Origin of the sequence: Micromonospora sp. NPDC007220 (assembly GCF_040634035.1) — a bacterium.
Classification (GTDB): domain Bacteria; phylum Actinomycetota; class Actinomycetes; order Mycobacteriales; family Micromonosporaceae; genus Micromonospora; species Micromonospora reichwaldensis.
The window spans coordinates 1-17,073 of sequence record NZ_JBEYEU010000013.1 but is presented as its reverse complement, the minus strand read 5'-3'; the positions used below and the strand labels follow the sequence as shown (position 1 = coordinate 17,073).

Sequence of the window (17,073 nt, the reverse complement as noted above, 5' to 3'; positions counted from 1 at the left end):
CGAGCCGTCCCTTCCGACACCGTGTCCGACCGACCCCCGAGGAACCGATACCGATGCTGATGACCGACGTCCTGATCGTGGGCTACGGCCCCGTCGGTGAGATGCTCACGATCCTGCTGGCGCAGCGAGGGCTCACCGTCACGGCGGTCGAGCGCTGGGCCACCCCGTACAACTTCCCGCGCGCGGTCTCGTACGACGGGGAGGCGAGCCGCATCCTGGCCGCCGCCGGGGTCGCCGACCGGCTCGGCCCGGTGGTGGAGTCGTCGGGCGAGTACACCTTCAAGAACGGCTTCGGCCGGACCCTGCTGCACGTCAAGGTCACCGGCGACGGCCCGATGGGCTGGCCCGACTCGGTCTCCTTCTACCAGCCCGGGCTGGAGGCGCTGCTCGCCGAACGGGGAGCGGAGCTGCCGGGCGTGACGGTGCTGCGCCCGTACCAGGTGACCGGCCTGGTCGAGCACGACGACCGGGTCGAGGTCACCATCGCCGGCCCGGACGGCGAGGAGGTCCACGCGGCCCGCTGGGTCGTCGGCTGCGACGGCGCCAACAGCTTCGTCCGGGAACACCTGGGCAGCGGCGTCACCGACCTCGGCTTCACGTACGACTGGCTGGTCTGCGACGTCGTGCCGCACGAGGCCCGCGAGTTCAAGCCGAACAACCTCCAGGTCTGCGACCCGGCGCGCCCCCGCACGGCCGTGTCGGCAGGCCCGGGGCACCGGCGGTGGGAGTTCATGCGGGTGCCGGGGGAGAGCCGGGAGGAGTTCGAGACCGTCGAGAGCGTGTGGCGGCTGCTCGGCCTCTTCGACATCACGCCCGACAACGCGACCCTGGAACGGTACGGCGTCTACACCACCCAGGCGTGCTCGGCCGACCACTGGCGGTCCAACCGGATCCTGATCGCCGGCGACGCGGCGCACGTGATGCCGCCGTTCATGGGGCAGGGCATGAGCTCGGGTTTCCGCGACGCCCTCAACCTCGCCTGGAAGCTCGACCTGGTGCACCGCGGCCTGGCCGAGGAGGCGCTGCTGGACACCTACCAGGAGGAGCGCTGCGCGCACGTGCAGCACGCCATCCGGATGTCCATGGACTCGGGCACGGTGATCTGCGAGACCGACCGCACCGCCGCCGCCGGCCGGGACGCCGTCATGCTCGCCGAACTGCGCCGACGCACCTCCCGGCCGCGCACCCGCTCCCTGCTGGAACCCCTGGCCGGCGGGGTCCTGCACGCCCGTACGGCAGAGGCCCCGGCGGCCGGCGCGGGCGTGCCGATGCCGCAGGGCCGCGTCGAGGTCGACGGGCGCACCGGGCTCTTCGACGAGGTCGTCGGCACCGGCTTCGTCCTGGTCTGCGCCGAGGACCCCGACGACCTGCTCGACGCGGACGCCCGGGCCTTCCTGGACTCGCTCGACGCCCGGGTCGTCCGGGTCGTCCCCGCCGGCGCGCCCGCCCCCGGGCCCGGCGCCGCGCCGACCGCCTTCGACCTCGACGACGTGTACCTGTCCCACCTCAAGCGGTACGACGCCGTCGCGGTGCTCGTCCGGCCCGACTTCTACGTATTCGGCACGGCAGCCGACCCGGCCGGTGTACCCGCGCTCGTCGAGGACCTGCGCCAGCAGGTCCGGCGCGGCTGATCGGCATCCACCCCTCGGAAGGAACCCACATGTTCGAGAACCTGAAGATCGCCGGCCGGGCGATCCGCACGGTCTTCACCGCCGACCCCATCACCCGGGTCCGGCGCTTCTACGAGATCCAGTCGCCCGACGTCGAGTTCGCGGCCCGCCGCACGCACTACATGAACGTGGGCTACTGGGAGGACGGCGTCACCGACCTCGACACGGCCGCCGAGGCGCTGGCCGACAAGCTGGCCGACGCCGCCGGGCTCAAGCCGGACGACACCGTCCTCGACGTGGGCTTCGGCTACGCCGACCAGGACTTCAAGTGGCTGCGCGAGCGCCGGGTCGCCAAGGTGTACGGGCTCAACATCACCCCGCACCACGTTGAGGCGGCGCAGCGCCGGGCGCAGGAGGAGGGCCTCGCGGACCGCACCGACTTCCGGCTGGGCAGCGCCACCGAACTGCCCTTCGAGGACAACACCTTCGACCGGGTCGTCGCCCTGGAGTCGGCCTTCCACTTCTACCCGCGCAGCGCGTTCTTCGCCGAGGCGCTGCGGGTGCTGCGCCCGGGTGGCGTGCTGGCCACGGCCGACATCATCCCGGTCAGCGGGGACGTCGTCCGCGCGGCCATCCAGTCCGGCCCGCTGAGCTTCGTCAAGTTCAGCATCCCGAAGGAGAACTGGCACGACCGGGACACGTACCGGCAGGAGCTGGTCGAGGCCGGCTTCGCCAACCCGGAGGTGCACTCGATCAAGGAGCGCACCTGGGAGGGCTGGCGGGCGTACATGGCGGGACGGACCAACGACCCCGAGTTCCGCGCCGTCGTCAAGCCCGCCGTGCGCAAGAGCATGGCCGCGCACTGGAAGAACCAGGACCTCATGAAGCGCGAGATGGCGCAGCTCGACTACGTGATCGCGGTCGGCCACAAGCGGTGACGCCCCGCACGGACGAGGGGCCCGCCGACCGGTCGTGACACCGGCGGACGGGCCCCTCGTCCGTGGGATCAGACGGCGGGCGCCGCGGTCAGGGCCGTCGAGATGGCCCGCAGGACCGCCGGCTGGTGCTCGGCCAGGAAGAAGTGCCCGCCCGGGTAGACCTTCAGGTCGAACGGCCCGGTGGTGTGGGTCGACCAGGCCCGGGCCTCCTCGACCGTCGTCTTCGGGTCGTCGTCGCCGGTGAAGACGGTGATCGGGCAGCTCAGCGGCGGACCCGGCCGGTAGGTGTAGGTCTCCGCCGCCCGGTAGTCGCTGCGGATCGCCGGCAGCGCGGCCCGCAGCATCTCCGGGTCCCCGAGGACGGCGGAGTTGGTGCCGCTGAGCTTCCGGACGTCGGCCAGCAGGCCCTCGTCGTCGAGCAGGTGCACCGTCTCGTGCCGCGCCTGCGACGGCGCACGGCGTCCGGACGCGAACAGGTGCGCCGCCGTACCGCCGTCCTGCTCGATCAGCCGGGCGAGTTCGAAGCCGACGCTGGCCCCCATGCTGTGCCCGAAGATGGCCACCGGCTCGTCCAGCCACGGCCGCAGCACGGTGAAGACCTCCCGCGCGAGCTGGTGGATGTCACCGATGCACTTCTCGTGGCGGCGGTCCTGCCGGCCCGGGTACTGGATCGACAGCACCTCGACGGCGGGGGAGAGGCTGCGGGAGACGGGGAAGTAGAAACTGGCCGACCCGCCGGCGTGGGGCAGGCACACCAACCGCCTGGCGCCACCCGGAGCCGGGTGGAAGCGTCGCACCCACAAGCCGTTGTCGGTATTTGGCGTGGTCATCCTTGGCGGTCCTTCCGGCGGCTGCGTTTCCCGACCGGATCTGCACGGACCCGGTCGAGGCGACGCTAGTGCGACGGGTGGGGACCGGACACCCCTAGCTGGCCCGTTGCCTGGTTAGGGGTTGTCCGCGCTCGCGCACACCCAATAACTTCTCCCCGCAGATGGGGATCTGCGTGGCTCTCGGCCGAGCGAGCCGAACGACAGATACAGGTGTCGCCTGAGACTTCTGCGCATTCGTACCGTCGCTTACGTCGAGTCTCCGCCGTGAATCGCGATGGGCTGGGTTGATGGACACCGAAGACAAGCTCCGGGAGTACCTGAAGAGAGTCACCGCCGACCTGCGGCGGACCCGGCAACGGCTCCGTGACGTCGAGGCCGATGCGCAGCAGCCCATCGCGATCGTCGGCACCGGCTGCCGGTTCCCGGGCGGCGTACGCACGGCCGAGGAGCTGTGGGAGCTCGTCGCGGCCGGCGGCGACGCCATCGCCTCCTTCCCCACCGACCGTGGCTGGGACCTGGACGCGCTCTACGACCCCGAGCGGGCCCGGCCGGGCACCTCCTCGGTACGCGAGGGCGGCTTCGTGCCCGACGCCGCCGAGTTCGACCCCCGGCTGTTCGGCGTCTCGCCGCGCGAGGCCCTCGCCATGGACCCGCAGCAGCGGCTGCTGCTGGAGACCTCGTGGGAGGCCGTCGAGTCGGCGGGCATCGACCCCACCAGCCTGAGGGGCGCCCGCGTCGGGGTGTTCGCCGGCATGACCCACAGCGGGTACGCCCACCCGCCGGAGACCCCGCCGGCGGGCGTCGAGGACTACCTGGGTCTCGGCAACGCGGGCAGCATCGCCTCGGGTCGGGTGGCGTACTCGTTCGGGTTCGAGGGCCCGGCGGTGACGGTGGACACGGCGTGTTCGTCGTCGCTGGTGGCGTTGCACCTGGCGGTGCAGGCGCTGCGGTCGGGCGAGTGCGACCTCGCCCTGGCCGGCGGCGTGACGGTGATGCCCACCCCGGCGGTGTTCGTCGACTTCACCCGGCAGGGCAACCTCTCCCCGGTGGCCCGGTGCCGGGCGTTCGCCGACGCGGCGGACGGCACGGCGCTCGCCGAGGGCGTCGGGATGCTGCTGGTGCAGCGCCTGGCGGACGCGCAACGCGACGGCCGCCAGATCCTGGCGGTGGTACGCGGCACGGCCGTGAACCAGGACGGCGCGTCGAACGGGTTGACGGCGCCGAACGGCCCCTCCCAGCAGCGGGTGATCCGGCAGGCCCTCGCGAGTGCGGGTCTGTCCACGGCCGACGTGGACATGGTGGAGGCGCACGGCACCGGCACGACGCTGGGCGACCCGATCGAGGCGCAGGCCCTGCTGGCGACGTACGGGCAGGGCCGGGATGCGCCGTTGTTGCTGGGGTCGGTGAAGTCGAACATCGGTCACACGCAGGCGGCTGCCGGGGTGGCCGGGATCATCAAGATGATCTCGGCGATGCGGACGGGTGTGGTGCCGGCGACTCTGCACGTGGACGCACCGTCGTCGCACGTGGACTGGGCGTCCGGTGCCGTGGAGCTGGTGACGCGGACGCGTGAGTGGCCGGCGGTGGAGCGTCCCCGTCGGGCGGGCGTGTCGTCGTTCGGCATCTCCGGCACGAACGCCCACGTGATCCTGGAACAGCCGGAACCCGAGACCGATCCCGAGATCGAGGCGGAACCTGCGGCGGGCCCCCTGGGGCTGCCGGTGCCGTGGGTGGTGTCGGGTCGCTCGGAGCGTGCTCTGGCGGGTCAGGCGGCGCGGTTGGCGTCGTTCGTGCGGGACCGGTCCGATCTTGCGGTGGCGGATGTGTCGTGGTCGTTGGCGACGACCCGGGCGGCGTTGGAGCATCGCGCGGTGGTGTGGGGCTCGGACGTCGACGAGCTGGTCGCCGGCCTGTCGGCTGTCGCCGAGGGCGGGCCGGCGGTATCGGGTGTGGTGTCGGCGGGCCGCCGGGCGGTGTTGTTCACGGGTCAGGGCTCGCAGCGCGTGGGCATGGGCCGGGAGCTGTACGACGCGTTCCCCGTCTTCGCGGCGTCGTTCGACGCGGTGTGCGCCCGGTTCGACGGCTTGCTGCCGCGTGCTCTGCGCGAGGTGGTGTTCGCGGAGGCGGGTTCGGCTGACGCCGGCCTGCTGGATCAGACCGTCTTCGCGCAGGCGGGGTTGTTCGCGGTCGAGGTGGCGTTGTGGGAGTTGTTGTCGTCGTGGGGTGTGCGGGCGGATTTCCTGGCGGGTCACTCGATCGGTGAGGTGACGGCGGCGTACGTGTCGGGGGTGTTGTCGCTGGCGGATGCGTGCGCGCTGGTGGCGGCGCGGGGCCGGTTGATGCAGGCGTTGCCGGCCGGCGGCGTGATGGCGGCCGTCGGCGCGTCGGAGGAGGCTGTCGCCGAGCTGATCGGGGCGTCGGGTGCGGCGGTGGACGTCGCGGCGGTCAACGGTCCCGCGTCGGTGGTGGTCTCGGGTGCCGCCGGCGAGGTGGCCCCGGTGGTGGCGACCGCCCGTGAGCGGGGTTGGCGGGTCAAGGAGCTGTCGGTCAGTCACGCGTTCCACTCCCGCCTGATGGAGCCGATGCTCGACGAATTCCGGTCGGTGGTGGCGGGGCTGGACTGGCAGCCGCCGAGGATCCCGATCGTGTCGAACGTGACGGGCGCGGTGGCGGACGCCGCAGAGATCACCGATCCCGGCTACTGGGTGCGGCACGTGCGGCAGCCCGTGCGGTTCGCCGACGCCGTACGGACCCTGCACGAGCAGGACGTGACGCACTTCCTGGAGGTCGGCCCCGACGCCGTGCTCACCGCGATGGCCCAGGACTGCGTCGAGGCGACCGGCGACGTCCGGTTCACCGCCACGCTGCGAGCCAACCACCCCGAGCCCGACACGCTGCGCACCGCCCTCGCCGAGCGGTACGTCACCGGCGGCCACGTCGACTGGACCGGATACCTCACCGCTGCCGGGGCACGCCCCCGCACGGTCGCCCTGCCCACGTACGCCTTCGACCACCAGCGCTACTGGCTCAACACCACCGACGGCGGCGCGGGCGCGCCCGGGCTCGGCGTCCGCCCCGTCGACCACGCGCTGCTCGGCGCCGCCGTACGCGTGGCCGACGACGACGCACGGCTCTTCGGCACCGAACTCTCCGCGCGTACCCACCCGTGGCTCGCCGAGCACGTCGTCTGGGACTCGGTCGTGGTGCCCGGCGCCGCCCTGGTCGAGATGGTCCTGCACGCGGGCGCGCAGGTCGGCTGCGACGCCCTCGACGAGCTGACCCTGGAGGCGCCGCTGGCGCTCACCGGGCAGGACGCCCGGTCGGTGCAGGTGAAGCTGGGCACGGCGGACGAGGAGGGACGCCGGCCGGTCACCATCCACTCGCGGGCCGCCGCCGACCCGGACGGGGAGTGGGACCGCCACGCGGCGGGCGTCCTCGCACCCGCCGCACCGCAGCCCGACGGGGCCGAGCCGGGGCCCTGGCCGCCCACGTCCGGCACCGCCGTCGCGGTCGACGAGGTCTACACCGAGCTGTCCCGCCTGGGCGTCGAGTACGGCCCGCTCTTCCGTGGCCTGCGCGCCGTCTGGCGTACCGACGACGAGGTCTGCGCCGAGGTGGCGGTGCCCGACGGCACCGAGGTCGCCGGCTTCGGTATCCACCCCGCCCTGCTGGACGCGGCCCTGCACGTCGTCGGCCTGCTCGACGCCGACCAGGAGGCGTCCGGCGTACGCCTGCCCTTCGCCTGGACCGGCGTCACCCTCTCGGCGGTCGGCGCGACCACGCTGCGGGTACGCGCCCGGCGCAGCGGCGGCGGGGTCACCCTGACCCTGGCCGACCCGGCCGGCGTCCCCGTCGCCCGGATCGGCTCCCTGGTCTCCCGCCCCGTGACCGCCGAGCAGGTACGCGGCGCCGACGCGGGCGTCGACTCCCTGTACGACGTCGCCTGGCAGAGCGTCCCGGCGGGCGCCCCGGCGACCGCTGGCGCGGTGCTCCTCGGCGACGCCCCGTCCGACCTGGCGGCACTCGCCCGGTACGGGCTCGCCGAGCTGGCCGACGCGGTCGACGTCGGCCTGCTCGACACGGAGCTGGTGCTGCTCGCCGCGTACGCCGACGACGAGCGCGCCCCGGTCCCCGCCGCCACCCGGACCCGGCTCGCCGCCGTGCTGACCGCCGTGCAGGGCTGGCTCGCCGACGACCGGCTGGCGGAGCGGCAACTGGTCGTGCTGACCCGGGGGGCCGTCCCCGCCGGCGACACCGGCCGCACGACCGACCTCCCCGGCGCGGCGGTCTGGGGCCTGCTGCGCTCGGCCCAGGCGGAACACCCCGGCCGCTTCGTGCTGGTGGACCTCGACGAGGCGCGGCGACCGGAGCCCGGCACGGTGGACCTGGTGGCCCGCGCGGTCGCCACCGGCGAACCCCAGCTGGCGGTCAGGGACGAGCGGGTGCTGGCACCCCGGCTCACGCCCGCCGTTCTCGACCCGGCGCTGGGCGCCGACCTCGACCCCGACGGGACGGTCCTGGTCACCGGGGCCACCGGCGCCCTCGGCGGCCTGCTGGCCCGGCACCTGGTCAGCACGCACAAGGTGCGCCGGCTGCTGCTCGTCAGCCGGCGCGGATCGGACGCCCCCGGCGCGGCGGAGCTGCTGACCGAGCTGACCGCGCTGGGCGCGCAGGTCCGGTTGGTGGCCGGCGACGTGGCGGACCGGGACTCCCTCGCCGCACTGCTGGCCGGCGTCCCCGCCGAGCACCCGCTCACCGGCGTGGTCCACGCCGCCGGCGTCCTCGACGACGCGGTGATCTCGGCGCTGACCCCCGGGCGGATGTCCGCCGTGCTCTCCGCCAAGGCCGACGCCGCCTGGCACCTGCACGAGCTGACCCGGGGGCGGAACCTGGCGATGTTCGTCCTCTTCTCGTCGGTCGCCGGCGTTCTCGGCGGCCCCGGGCAGGGCAACTACGCCGCCGCGAACGCCTTCCTGGACGGCCTCGCCCAGCACCGGCGCGCCGCGGGCCTCGCCGCCACCTCCCTGGCCTGGGGGCTCTGGGCGGCCGACAGCGGAATGACCGGCGCCCTCGACGCCGCCCAGCGGCAGCGGATGAGCCGCAACGGCCTCAGCCCGCTCGACACCGACCAGGCGCTGCGCCTCTTCGACGCCAGCCTGCGCGGCGGCCGCCCCCACCTGGTGCCGGCGCTGCTCGACCCCGCCGCGCTGCGCCGCCAGGCCGACGCCGGCCAGCTCCCGGCGCCGCTGCGCGGCCTGGTCCGGGCCCGGCGGCGCGTCGTCGCCGGCGGCGGCGGCGACGGCGGCGGACCGTCCTTCGCGCAGCGCCTGGCCGGCACGCCCGAGGCGGAGCGCGGCCGGCTGGTGGAGGACCTGGTCAAGGCGCAGGTCATCGAGGTGCTCGGCTACCCGCCGGCCACCGTCGTGCCCTCCGGGCAGACGTTCACCGGCCTCGGCTTCGACTCGCTGACGGCGGTGGAGCTGCGCAACCGGCTGACCGCCCTCACCGGGATCCGGCTGCCGGCGAGCCTGATCTTCGACTGCCCCACGCCCGCGGCCCTCGCCGACTTCCTGCTTGTCGACGCCGCCCCGCCGGCGCCCGAGGCGGGCCTGCTGGCCGAGCTGGACCGGCTGGAGGCCGCGTTCGCCGCGACCGGGCCGGAGGAGCTGGAACGACTGGCCGGCGACGACGAGACGCGGACCGCCGTGGCGGTCCGCCTCCGGGCGCTGGTCACCAGGTGGAGCGACGCCACCGATCGGTTGGCCGACGTCAGCCAGGCCCTCGACGAGGCCTCGGACGACGAGCTGTTCGACTTCATCGACCAGAAGTTCGGCCGATCCTGACCACGAGTCCGCCGCTTGCCCCTTAGCGACAGGTGATCAACCCGATGGCGAACGAAGCCAAGCTCCGCGAGTACCTCAAGCGCGTCACCGCTGACCTGCACGAGACCAGCGAACGCCTGAGGGCCGTCGACGAGCAGAACCACGAGCCGATCGCGATCGTGGGGATGGCCTGCCGCTACCCGGGCGGGGTGCGGACCCCCGAGGCCCTGTGGCGGCTGGTCGAGTCCGGCGTCGACGCCGTCACGCCGTTCCCCGCGGACCGGGGCTGGGACGTGGAGAACCTCTACGACCCGGACCCGGACGCGCACGGCAAGTCGTACACCCGCGAGGGTGGCTTCCTGCACGACGCCGGCGAGTTCGACGGCGGGTTCTTCGGCATCTCGCCGCGCGAGGCGCTGGCGATGGACCCGCAGCAGCGGTTGCTGCTCGAGGTCGCCTGGGAGGCGGTCGAGCGGGCCGGCATCGCCGCCGACTCGCTCAAGGGCAGCCGCACCGGCGTCTTCACCGGCGTCATGTACCACGACTACGTCTCCCGACTGAACGGCGTGCCGGAGGAGGTCGAGGCGTTCGTCGGCACCGGCAACCACGGCAGCGTCGTCTCCGGCCGCATCGCGTACACCTTCGGGTTCGAGGGCCCGGCGGTGACCGTCGACACCGCCTGCTCGTCCTCGCTGGTGGCGATGCACCTCGCCGTGCAGGCCCTGCGCTCCGGCGAGTGCACGCTCGCGCTGGCCGGCGGTGTCACCGTCATGTCCAGCCCCGACACGTTCGTCGGCTTCAGCCGCCAGCGCGGCCTGTCCCCGGACGGGCGCTGCAAGTCCTTCGCCGCCGCCGCCGACGGCACCGGTTGGAGCGAGGGCGCCGGCCTGCTGCTGCTGGAACGGCTCTCCGACGCCCAGCGCAACGGCCACCCGGTGCTCGCCGTCGTCCGTGGCACGGCCGTCAACCAGGACGGCGCCTCCAACGGCCTCACCGCGCCGCACGGCCCATCCCAGCAGCGGGTGATCCGCCAGGCCCTCGCGAACGCCCGACTCTCCCCGGCCGACGTGGACGCGGTGGAGGCCCACGGCACCGGCACCCGCCTCGGCGACCCCATCGAGGCGCAGGCGCTGCTCGCCACGTACGGCCGGGACCGGGCCGAGGACCAGCCCCTCTGGCTCGGCTCGATCAAGTCCAACCTCGGGCACACCCAGGCCGCGGCCGGCGTCGCCGGCGTGATCAAGATGGTCATGGCGATGCGCCACGGCGTCCTGCCGCGGACCCTGCACGTCGACGAGCCGTCCCCGCACGTCGACTGGTCGGCCGGGGCGGTGAGCCTGCTCCGGGAGCCGCGCCCGTGGCCGCGTGGCACCCGGCCCCTGCGGGCCGGCGTCTCCTCGTTCGGCGTCAGCGGCACCAACGCCCACGTCATCGTCGAGGCCGCCCCGCCCGCCCCGCAGCCGGCCGCCGGCACCGACGCCGTCGCCGGGCCCGACCCGCTGCCGTGGGTCGTCTCCGCGCGCAGCGCCGCCGCGCTCGGCGCCCAGGCCGACCGGCTGCGCTCCTGGCTCGCCGAGCACCCCGACGCCGCGCCGGCCGCCGTGGGCCGGGCCCTGGCCGCCGGCCGGTCCGTCCTGGAACACCGGGCGGTGCTGCTCGGGGCCAACCGGGACGAGCTGGTCGCCGGGCTCGGCGCGCTCGCCGACGGCGTCCCGGCGGCGTCCGTGCGGCGCGGGGTCGCCAGCCCCACCCGCGTCGCCGTGCTCTGCACCGGGCAGGGCGCCCAGCGCGTCGGCATGGGCCGACAGTTGTACGCGGCGTTCCCGGTCTTCGCCGCGGCCTTCGACGCCGCCTGCGTCGAACTGGACAAGCACCTCGACCGCCCCGTACGCGCCGTGCTCGACGGTCCCGCCGAGGTGCTCGACCGCACCGGCTACGCCCAGGCGGCGCTGTTCGCCGTCGAGGTGGCGGCCTACCGGCTCGTCGAGTCCTGGGGCGTCGTGCCGGACTTCGTGGCCGGCCACTCGGTCGGCGAGGTGGCCGCCGCGCACGTCGCCGGCGTGCTGTCGCTGCCCGACGCCGCGCGCCTGGTCGCCGCCCGGGGCACCCTGATGCAGGCCCTGCCCACCGGCGGGGCGATGGTGTCGATCCGCGCCACCGAGGCGGAGGTGCGCCAGCACCTGGACACCGCCGGCGAGGCGGCCGGCGCCGGCCTGGCCGCCGTCAACGGCCCGGAGTCCGTCGTCGTCTCCGGCGACGAGGACGCCGTGCTGGCGGTCGCCGCACACTTCGCGGCCCTCGGCCGCAGCACGAAGCGGCTGCGGGTCAGCCACGCCTTCCACTCCGCCCGGATGGACCCGATGCTCGACGCGTTCGGCGACGTGCTCGGGCAGTTGACCTTCGCCGCGCCCCGGATCCCCGTGGTCTCCACCGTGACGGGCGCGGTGCTCGACCCCGACGAGGTGCGCTCCCCGGCGTACTGGCTGCGCAACGTCCGCGACACGGTCCGCTTCGAGGCGGCCGTGGCCACCCTGCGTGAACTCGGGGTGGGCGCGTACGTCGAGGTGGGGCCGGGCGGGGTGCTCTCCGCGCTGACCCAGGAGATCGTCGGCGCGGACCAGGCGGTGTGCGCCCCGATGCTGCGCGCCGACCACGACGAGGCGGCGACGGCGCTGGCCGCCGCCGCCACCGTGTGGGCCCGGGGCGTGCCGGTGGACTGGGCGGCCCTGTTCGACGGCCCGCCCGTGCCGGTCGACCTGCCCACGTACGCGTTCCAGCGCGAGCGCTACTGGCTGCTGCCCCTGCCACAGGCCGCCGACGTGACCGCCGCCGGACTGACCCCGACCGGCCACCCGCTGCTCGGCGCGGTGTTCCGCTCGGCCGACGGCGACGAGGTGACGCTCACCGGCCGGCTGTCGGTGGAGAGCCAGCCCTGGCTGGCCGAGCACGCCGTACGCGACGTGGTGCTCTTCCCCGGAACCGGCTTCGTGGAGCTGGCGCTGCGCGCCGGCGCGGAGGTCGGCGCCGACCGGCTCGCCGAGCTGACCCTCCAGGCGCCGCTGGTGCTGCCGGAGACCGGCGGCGTCGACGTGCAGGTCGCCGCCGAGCGCACCGGCGGCGAGGCGTGGCAGTTGACGGTCCACGCCCGCCGCTCCGGCACCGACGACCTGTGGGTCCGGCACGCCACCGGCCTGCTCGCCCCGGCGCACGAGGACGGCGGGGCCACGCTGGCGGACTGGCCGCCGACCGGCGCCACCGCCCTGGACGTGTCGGAGCTGACCGGGCGGGCGGCGCGGGCCGGGTTCGCGTACGGCCCCGCCTTCCAGGGGCTGCGCGCCGCCTGGCGGGTCGGCACCGACGTGTACGCCGAGGTGGCGCTGCCCGAGCCGGCGGCCGACGACGCCGGCGCGTACGGGCTGCACCCGGCGCTGCTCGACGCCGCCGTGCAGGCGGTCGGGCTCGGCATCGTCGACCCCGGCGAGGCCCGGCTGCCGTTCGCCTGGTCGGACGTGACGCTGTCCGCCCACGGCGCGGACACGCTGCGGGTACGGCTGACCCCCACCGGCGCGGACACGGTGGCCATGCTGGTCGCGGACGCCGCCGGCGAACCCGTCGCCCGGGTCGGCTCCCTGGTGCTGCGGCCCCTGCCGGCCGGGGAACTCACCTCCGGCGGGTCCCCGTGGCGTCGCTCGCTGTTCCGCCTCGACTGGCCCCGGCACGCCGGCGGCGTGGGCGCGCCCGACGGCACGACCTGGGCGGTGCTCGGCGACCGCCCCGCGCCGCTGCCGTCCGGCGTGACCGCCGCCCGGCACGCCGACCTCGACGCGCTCTGCGACGCGGGGGTACCCGACGTCGTGCTGTACCCGGTGGCCGGCGCCGCCGCGACCCGCCCCGGCCCGGTCCACGACCTGCTCGCCGAGGTCCTCGCCGTGCTCCAGGGCTGGCTCGCCGCCGAGCGCCACACCGGCGGGTCCCGGCTGGTCGTCCTCACCAGCGGCGCCGTCGCCGTGGACGACGACGCCGACGTCGCCGACCTGGCCGGCGCCGCCGTGTGGGGCCTGCTCCGGTCCGCCCAGGCCGAACACCCCGGCCGGTTCCTCGTCGTCGACCTCGACGAGGAGGAGAGCTCCGCGTCCGCCCTCGCCGGCCTGCTGTCGGCCGACGAGCCGCAGGCGGCGGTGCGCGACGGCGTGGTCCGGGTGCCCCGGCTCGTCGCCGCCCCGGAACCCGACGCGCCGGCGCCGGCGCTGGACCCGGACGGCACGGTGCTGGTCACCGGCGGCACCGGTGCCCTGGGCGCGCTCGTCGCCCGCCACCTGGTCACCCGGCACGGGGCCCGCCACCTGGTGCTGACCAACCGGCGCGGGCTCGCCGCGGCCGGCGCCGCCGACCTGCTCGCCGACCTCGCCGACCTGGGAGCCATCGCGACGGTCGAGGCGTGCGACGCCGCCGACCCCGACGCCCTCGCCGCGCTGCTCGACCGGATCGACCCGGCGCACCCGCTGACCGGCGTGGTGCACACCGCCGGCGTGCTGGCCGACCGCACCCTGACCTCGCTCACCGCCGAGTCCCTCGACGAGGTGCTCCGGCCGAAGGTGGACGCCGCCGCGCACCTGCACGAGCTGACCGCCGCCCACGGCCTCGCGCTCTTCGTCACCTACTCGTCGGCGGCCGGCGTGACCGGCAGCCCCGGCCAGGCCAACTACGCGGCGGCCAACGCCTTCCTGGACGCGCTCGCGCACCGGCGGCGGGCCGCGGGCCTCCCCGCACACTCCCTGGCCTGGGGGCCGTGGGTCGAGTCGGGCGGCGGCATGACCGCCGGCCTCGACCGGGCCGACACCGACCGGCTGGCCCGCGCGGGCGTACGGCCGCTTCCCGAGGCGGACGGCCTCGCCCTGCTCGACGCCGCCCTGCTGACCGGCCTGCCCACGACGGTGCCGATGGCGCTGGACGGCCCGGCGCTGCGCGCCCAGGCCGAGGCGGGCACCCTGCCGTCGGTCCTGCGCGGCCTGGTCCGCGCGCCCCGGCGTCGCGCCGCGCGGTCGGGCCCGGCGGAGACCGCCGCCCTGACCGAACGGCTGGCCGGGCTCGACCGCGAGGAGCGCGCCGCGGCCCTGCTGCGGCTCGTCCTCGACCAGGTCGCGGCGGTGCTGGGGTACGCCGACGCCGCCGCCGTCGAGGCCGGACGCCCGTTCACCGAGCTGGGCTTCGACTCGCTGACCGCCGTCGAGCTGCGCAACCGGCTGGGTGCGGTGACCGGCCTGCGACTGCCGGCGACCCTGGTCTTCGACCACCCGACCCCGCTCGCCCTGGCCGAGCACCTGGACGCCGAGACCGGGACCGCCGCCGGTGCGCCGCCGGCCCCGGTCGCCGCCGTCGCGGCGCTCGACGAGCCGATCGCGATCGTCGGCATGAGTTGCCGCTACCCGGGCGGCGTACGCAGCCCCGAGCAGCTGTGGGACCTCCTCGTGGCCGGTGGGGACGGCATCACCGGCTTCCCCGCCGACCGGGGCTGGGACGTCGACGACCTGTACGACCCGTCCGGCGCGCGCCGGGGCAGCAGCTACGCCCGCGAGGGCGGCTTCCTGGCCGACGCCGGCGACTTCGACGCCGACCTGTTCAAGATCTCGCCGCACGAGGCGCTCGCCATGGATCCGCAGCAGCGGCTGCTGCTGGAGACCTCGTGGGAGGCCATCGAGGACGCCCGGATCGACCCGCTCGCGCTGCGGGGCCGCCCCGTCGGCGTGTTCGCCGGCATGATGTACCACAACCACGCCGCCGGGCTGGCCGACGTTCCGGAGGCCCTCGACGGCTACCTCGGCGTCGGCACCGCCAGCAGCGTGTTGTCGGGCCGGGTGGCGTACTCGTTCGGTTTCGAGGGGCCGGCGGTGACGGTGGACACGGCGTGTTCGTCGTCGCTGGTGGCGTTGCACCTGGCGGTGCAGGCCCTGCGGTCGGGCGAGTGCGACCTCGCGCTGGCCGGCGGCGTCACCGTGATGGCGACGCCCGAGACGTTCATCGACTTCTCCCGGCAGCGGGGCATGGCCCCCGACGGCCGGTGCAAGTCGTTCTCCGACGCGGCGGACGGCACGGGCTGGTCCGAGGGCGTCGGCGTGCTGCTGGTGCAGCGGCTGTCGGACGCGCGGCGCGACGGGCGCCGGGTCCTCGCGGTGGTGCGGGGCACGGCGGTGAACCAGGACGGCGCGTCGAACGGTTTGACGGCGCCGAACGGCCCCTCGCAGCAGCGGGTGATCCGCCAGGCCCTCGCGAACGCCCGGCTGGGCGTCGGGGACGTCGACGTGGTGGAGGCGCACGGCACGGGCACGACGCTGGGCGACCCCATCGAGGCCCAGGCGCTGCTCGCCACGTACGGGCAGGACCGCGACGACCGGGACGCGCTGCTGCTGGGGTCGGTGAAGTCGAACATCGGCCACACGCAGGCCGCCGCCGGGGTGGCGGGCGTCATCAAGATGATCATGGCCATGCGGCACGGGACCGTGCCGGCGACGCTGCACGTGGACGAGCCCTCGTCGCACGTGGACTGGTCGTCGGGCGCCGTGGAGCTGGTGACGCAGGCGCGTGAGTGGCCGGGTGTGGGCCGCGCGCGCAGAGCGGCCGTGTCGTCGTTCGGCATCTCCGGCACGAACGCCCACGTGATCATCGAACAGGCGGAGCCGGAGCCCGCCGCGGCGTCTGCCGCAGCCGTCGGGTTGCCGGTGCCGTGGATGCTGTCGGGACGCTCCGAGCGGGGCCTGGCCGGCCAGGCGGCGCGGTTGGCGTCGTTCGTGCGCGATCGTGGCCTGTCGCCGGTGGACGTGTCGTGGTCGTTGGCGACGACCCGGGCCGCACTGGAGCATCGCGCGGTGGTGTGGGGCTCGGACGCGGACGAGCTGGTCGCCGGCCTGTCGGCGGTGGCCGAGGGCCGGTCGTCGGGTGTGGTGTCGGCGGGCCGCCAGGCGGTGCTCTTCACGGGCCAGGGCTCGCAGCGCGTGGGCATGGGCCGGGAGATGCACGACGCGTTCCCGGTCTTTGCGGCGTCCTTCGACGAGGTGTGCGCGGAGATCGATCCGCACCTGCCGCGCGCGCTGCGCGAGGTGGTGTTCGCGGAGGCGGGTTCGGCCGACGCCGGCCTCTTGGATCAGACCGTCTTTGCGCAGGCGGGGTTGTTCGCGGTCGAGGTGGCGTTGTGGGAGCTGCTCTCGTCGTGGGGTGTGCGGGCGGACTACCTGGCGGGTCACTCGATCGGTGAGGTGACGGCGGCGTACGTGTCGGGGATGCTGTCCCTGCCGGACGCGTGCACCCTGGTGGCGGCGCGGGGCAGGTTGATGCAGGCGCTGCCCGCCGGCGGCGTCATGGCGGCGGTCGGCGCGCCCGAGACCGCGGTGCGGGAGATCATCGAAGCTGCGGGTGCGGCGGTCGACGTCGCGGCGGTCAACGGCCCCGCGTCGGTGGTGGTCTCGGGTGCCGCCGGCGAGGTGGCGTCGGTGGTGGCGGCCTGTCGTGAGCGGGGTTGGCGGACGAAGGACCTGGCGGTCAGTCACGCGTTCCATTCGCGCCTGATGGAGCCGATGCTGGAGGAGTTCGCGTCGGTGGTGGCGGGGCTGGAGTGGCGGTCGCCGCGGGTGCCGATCGTGTCGAACGTGACGGGCGCGGTGGCGGACGTCGGAGAGATCACCGATTCCGGCTACTGGGTGCGGCACGTGCGGCAGCCGGTGCGGTTCGCCGATGGTGTGGTGGCGTTGCGGGCGCAGGGGGTGGACACCTTCCTGGAGGTGGGTCCGGATGCGACGTTGACGGCGATGGTGGCGGAGATCGTCGCGGATGCGGGGGTGCGGCGGGTTCCGGCGTCGCGGCGGGACCAGTCGGAGGTCGC

The 17,073-nt window shown here is 75.1% G+C and carries 5 protein-coding genes; 4 read left to right on the top strand and 1 reads right to left on the bottom strand.

The window, feature by feature from the left end:
* Positions 1–53: 53 nt before the first annotated feature.
* Positions 54–1,631, top strand: a complete 1,578-nt coding sequence (locus tag ABZ573_RS21560; RefSeq protein ID WP_358120325.1) for a bifunctional 3-(3-hydroxy-phenyl)propionate/3-hydroxycinnamic acid hydroxylase — start codon at positions 54–56, stop codon at positions 1,629–1,631.
* Positions 1,632–1,660: 29 nt separating this feature from the next.
* Positions 1,661–2,548, top strand: coding sequence for a class I SAM-dependent methyltransferase (locus ABZ573_RS21555; RefSeq protein ID WP_132240759.1), 888 nt, complete (start codon positions 1,661–1,663; stop codon positions 2,546–2,548).
* 68 nt (positions 2,549–2,616) lie between these two features.
* Here the strand turns inward: ABZ573_RS21555 and ABZ573_RS21550 are convergent, their stop codons facing one another.
* Positions 2,617–3,378 carry an alpha/beta fold hydrolase gene (locus tag ABZ573_RS21550; protein ID WP_151454782.1) on the bottom strand — a complete coding sequence of 254 codons (762 nt, stop codon included), beginning with the start codon at positions 3,376–3,378 and terminating at the stop codon, positions 2,617–2,619.
* A 287-nt stretch (positions 3,379–3,665) separates the two neighbouring features.
* Here ABZ573_RS21550 and ABZ573_RS21545 point away from each other — a divergent pair, with 287 nt between their 5' ends.
* Positions 3,666–9,221 (top strand): SDR family NAD(P)-dependent oxidoreductase, encoded by a 5,556-nt coding sequence (locus tag ABZ573_RS21545; RefSeq protein WP_358120321.1) that lies wholly within the window; start codon positions 3,666–3,668, stop codon positions 9,219–9,221.
* 44 nt (positions 9,222–9,265) lie between these two features.
* On the top strand, positions 9,266–17,073 hold a 7,808-nt coding region (locus ABZ573_RS21540), incomplete at its 3' end, for a type I polyketide synthase (protein ID WP_358120318.1).

Excerpts from the sequence above, each read along its gene's own strand:
- ABZ573_RS21560 (WP_358120325.1), top strand. The coding sequence starts at position 54 with ATGCTGATGACCGACGTCCTGATCGTGGGCTACGGCCCCGTCGGTGAG.
- ABZ573_RS21555 (WP_132240759.1), top strand. The coding sequence starts at position 1,661 with ATGTTCGAGAACCTGAAGATCGCCGGCCGGGCGATCCGCACGGTCTTC.
- ABZ573_RS21550 (WP_151454782.1), bottom strand. The coding sequence starts at position 3,378 with ATGACCACGCCAAATACCGACAACGGCTTGTGGGTGCGACGCTTCCAC.
- ABZ573_RS21545 (WP_358120321.1), top strand. The coding sequence starts at position 3,666 with ATGGACACCGAAGACAAGCTCCGGGAGTACCTGAAGAGAGTCACCGCC.